Annotated in this window: 5 protein-coding genes; 4 read left to right on the forward strand and 1 reads right to left on the reverse strand. The window is 33.0% G+C overall.

Annotated elements, in window-relative coordinates:
* Window positions 1–1,065, forward strand: a 1,065-nt coding sequence (locus tag ABJI11_RS13825) for a DNA topoisomerase IB (RefSeq protein WP_348353362.1), incomplete at its 5' end; no start/stop codon positions are given.
* Between the two features lie 27 nt (window positions 1,066–1,092).
* Here ABJI11_RS13825 and ABJI11_RS13830 read toward each other — a convergent pair.
* Complete coding sequence (locus tag ABJI11_RS13830; protein ID WP_276491346.1) at window positions 1,093–1,305, reverse strand: DUF2945 domain-containing protein; 213 nt, start codon at window positions 1,303–1,305, stop codon at window positions 1,093–1,095.
* A 267-nt stretch (window positions 1,306–1,572) separates the two neighbouring features.
* Here ABJI11_RS13830 and ABJI11_RS13835 point away from each other — a divergent pair, with 267 nt between their 5' ends.
* From ABJI11_RS13835 to ABJI11_RS13845, 3 genes are all read left to right on the forward strand, one after another.
* Window positions 1,573–1,815: a hypothetical protein gene (locus ABJI11_RS13835; RefSeq protein ID WP_348353364.1), complete on the forward strand. Its 243-nt coding sequence runs from the start codon at window positions 1,573–1,575 to the stop codon at window positions 1,813–1,815.
* Window positions 1,816–1,868: 53 nt separating this feature from the next.
* Window positions 1,869–2,318 carry a PA2169 family four-helix-bundle protein gene (locus ABJI11_RS13840; protein WP_348353365.1) on the forward strand — a complete coding sequence of 150 codons (450 nt, stop codon included), beginning with the start codon at window positions 1,869–1,871 and terminating at the stop codon, window positions 2,316–2,318.
* Window positions 2,319–2,480: 162 nt separating this feature from the next.
* Window positions 2,481–3,038 (forward strand): SOS response-associated peptidase family protein (locus tag ABJI11_RS13845; protein WP_348353368.1); only part of this gene is annotated, 558 nt, incomplete at its 3' end.

The following is a 3,038-nucleotide window of genomic DNA, read 5'->3' on the forward strand; positions in this document are numbered from 1 at the left end:
GAATTATTGGCAAGTGAGCCACATGATGTAGCTGCGCATATGCACTTAAAATATGTGAATAGAGATGCTTTAGCGATAAAGAGAATTAAGGAAAAAGATAAATTTCAATATCTATTAAAAAACAAACCACTTCATAAGAAATCTGAATTAACCAGAATAAAAAAACTAGTGATTCCCCCAGCATGGCAAGAGGTGAAAATTGCACCTATAGCCAATGCTCATTTACAAGCTGTTGGGTATGATTTAAAGCATAGGTTACAATACCGTTATCATGATTTATGGTTAAGGGTAAGAAACCGTACCAAGTTTTTAAGAATGGCCCATTTTGGCGAAGCCTTACCTAATATTCGTAAAAAGGTTGATGAAGATTTGCAGTTAGATGGCTGGCCCAAAGAAAAAGTACTGGCCTTAATTGTTAGGTTAATGGAAGAAACCCACATTCGTATTGGTAATAGGCAGTATGCGAAAAGAAACAAAACTTACGGTTTGTCTACTTTAAGGACAAGGCATTTAAAAACAAGTAAGAATAAATTAAAATTTGAATTTACCGGTAAGAAAGGTAAAAAGCATAACATTTCCCTCAACAATAGAAAACTGCGAAAATTAGTATTGCAATGCGAAGAGATACCAGGATGGGACCTTTTTCAATTCTTTGATGAAGACGGCACTAAAACAAGTGTTGATAGTGGTATGGTCAATGAATATTTACAGGAGATTAGTGGAGACCTGTTTACTGCAAAAGATTTTAGAACCTGGTCAGGTACGTTGATTTTTTTTGAATCTCTTTTAGAAAATGAACCTACCATAGTTGAAAGTAAAATAAAGAAGAATACCATAAGAGCATTTGACAATACAGCAAAAGCTTTAGGTAATACTAGAAATGTATGTAAGAAGTATTACGTACACCCATTTGTAGTAAGTAAGTATGAGAAAAATGAACTGGATGAAATGTTTAAAAAGGTAGAAGCTACACAAGCTACGGAATACCAAACTGCAGCAGAAAAAGTACTGATCGACTTAATAGCCGACTTTAATCCGCTAAAGAGTCTGTCTAAAAAGAATTAATCGTTTGGGTTCAAAAAAAATAAAGACTTAATCGGCACGTTCCACTTCGCTTTCGCTTTTTAAAACATGATCGCCATCATCTTGTTTAATGTAAAGTGCTTTATCATCATCACTACCATTTCTGGTAACTTCATTTCCTTTAATTGTCTTTGTCGTTTTTGAGGTATAAGTTTCTTCAACTTTACCTTTGGCAGTGCCATTGCCCCATGACCATTTTACAGCTGTACCTTTTCTAATCATAATGTATTTAATTATTGTTTGTGCTTTCCATCACTTCTAGTGTTTGGAGAACAAGTGATGGAAACTACCTATATAAATGTGCACAAACGTGAGAACTAATTTGATACTGCAAGTTCTAAAAACTGTGAGGTTATTGTGTAGAATGTCAAGTTTATTTTTAATCCTATACACCTGATTATTAACCCAATTCAAAGGAGTTAATGCTACTTTTTTTCAAGGTAAAAAGAACCGATGATCACCTTTATATTTGACATCAAAACAATACAGATGTTAGATTTAATTGCAGGTATTTCAATAATGATGGGTTTAGGTTTCATTGGTTTAATGGTACGAGATTATTTGGTTGATAGTACATTAAATGAACTGACCAAAGATGATGAAGATGCCATGTTTAAAATTGATATGGAGCATGTGCTCATGTATTCAAATAAATCTAAACTAAATGACGTAGACGAACTAAAAAGAAAGTTACAAGATTTTAAAAATAGAAATAAGTTTTATAAGATGTAATTGTGATTGTCATCTCTAAATAAAAAAATCACATCATTAAAATAAAATATAAAATGAGTACATACACAGAAGAAGTAGGAAATAAATTAAATGAACTTTTAGAAAAAACATATGATGCCGAAAAAGGATTTAAAAAGGCAGCAGAGAATACGGAGAATATGCCGTTAAGATCGTTTTTTGAAACAAAGGCAAAGCAACGTTACGATTTTGGTCATGAACTAAAATCAGAAATTAAGACATTTGGTCAAGAAATAGATAAAGGAGATAGCATGACCGGTAAGGCTCACAGAGCTTGGATGGATGTAAAAGCTTTATTTGCTTTAGATAATGCAGAAGCTATGTTAGAAGAAGCAATTAGGGGAGAAAAATCTGCCATTGAAGAGTATGATGATGTTTTAGAAGACACTTCATTACCATCAACTACGGCAACCATTTTAAGAAGTCAAAAAGAGGCTATTAAAAACGGACTCTCAAATATTAAAATGTTGGAAGACATTAGATAAATTTATTGTTATATGAATTAAAAAAGAGGCTGTTTACAGCCTCTTTTTTTTGTGCTAAATATTAGGAAAAGTGCTCTTTTCTAATGCGTTATATTTTTAAGTTTCTGCAATAAGAGGACTATGATTATTTGCCGAACTTTATGTTTAAAGCAAAAGATTGATATGTATTTTAAAATTTCAAATACAGCAAAAATGAAGGAGATAGAACAGGAGGTAAATGCTTTGTTCAAGTATCCAGATTTATATAGCCCGCAAGTAGTTATTAGTGGCTTAACAGAAGTTTCTATACCTATAATCACCATGAAAGAGCCTAATGAGGTCAATTTGGCAATTTGGGGTTTGTTGCCCAGTAGTTTCAATGATGATTGGGAGCAATTTCAAAGGTTGACCAATACACTGACCATACCTGGAGATAAATTGGAAATGGATATGTGGTATGATGATTCTTTTAAGAATAGAAGGTGTATAATACCGGTAACAGGTTTCTTTACATCTGTACTTAAAGACGGAGAAGTTTACCCCTACCATATAAGTGGCAAGAACGGTAAACTTCTCTATTTGGCTGGTATATATACTACATTAGAAGACGGGTTTATGACCTGTTCTCTATTAACAGGACCACTCGAGAACAAAGTAGTTCGTTACCAAAATTTAGTGGATTATATGCCTGTGCTAATTGATCGGGAAGATAAACACGATTGGTTTTCTGCTGATACAGAA

Origin of the sequence: Maribacter sp. (assembly GCF_039968975.1) — a bacterium.
GTDB lineage: Bacteria > Bacteroidota > Bacteroidia > Flavobacteriales > Flavobacteriaceae > Maribacter.

Bases quoted from the DNA above. Each gene is read 5' to 3' on its own strand.
- ABJI11_RS13840 (WP_348353365.1), top strand. From the start codon at position 1,869: ATGAGTACATACACAGAAGAAGTAGGAAATAAATTAAATGAACTTTTA.
- ABJI11_RS13835 (WP_348353364.1), top strand. From the start codon at position 1,573: ATGTTAGATTTAATTGCAGGTATTTCAATAATGATGGGTTTAGGTTTC.
- ABJI11_RS13830 (WP_276491346.1), bottom strand. From the start codon at position 1,305: ATGATTAGAAAAGGTACAGCTGTAAAATGGTCATGGGGCAATGGCACT.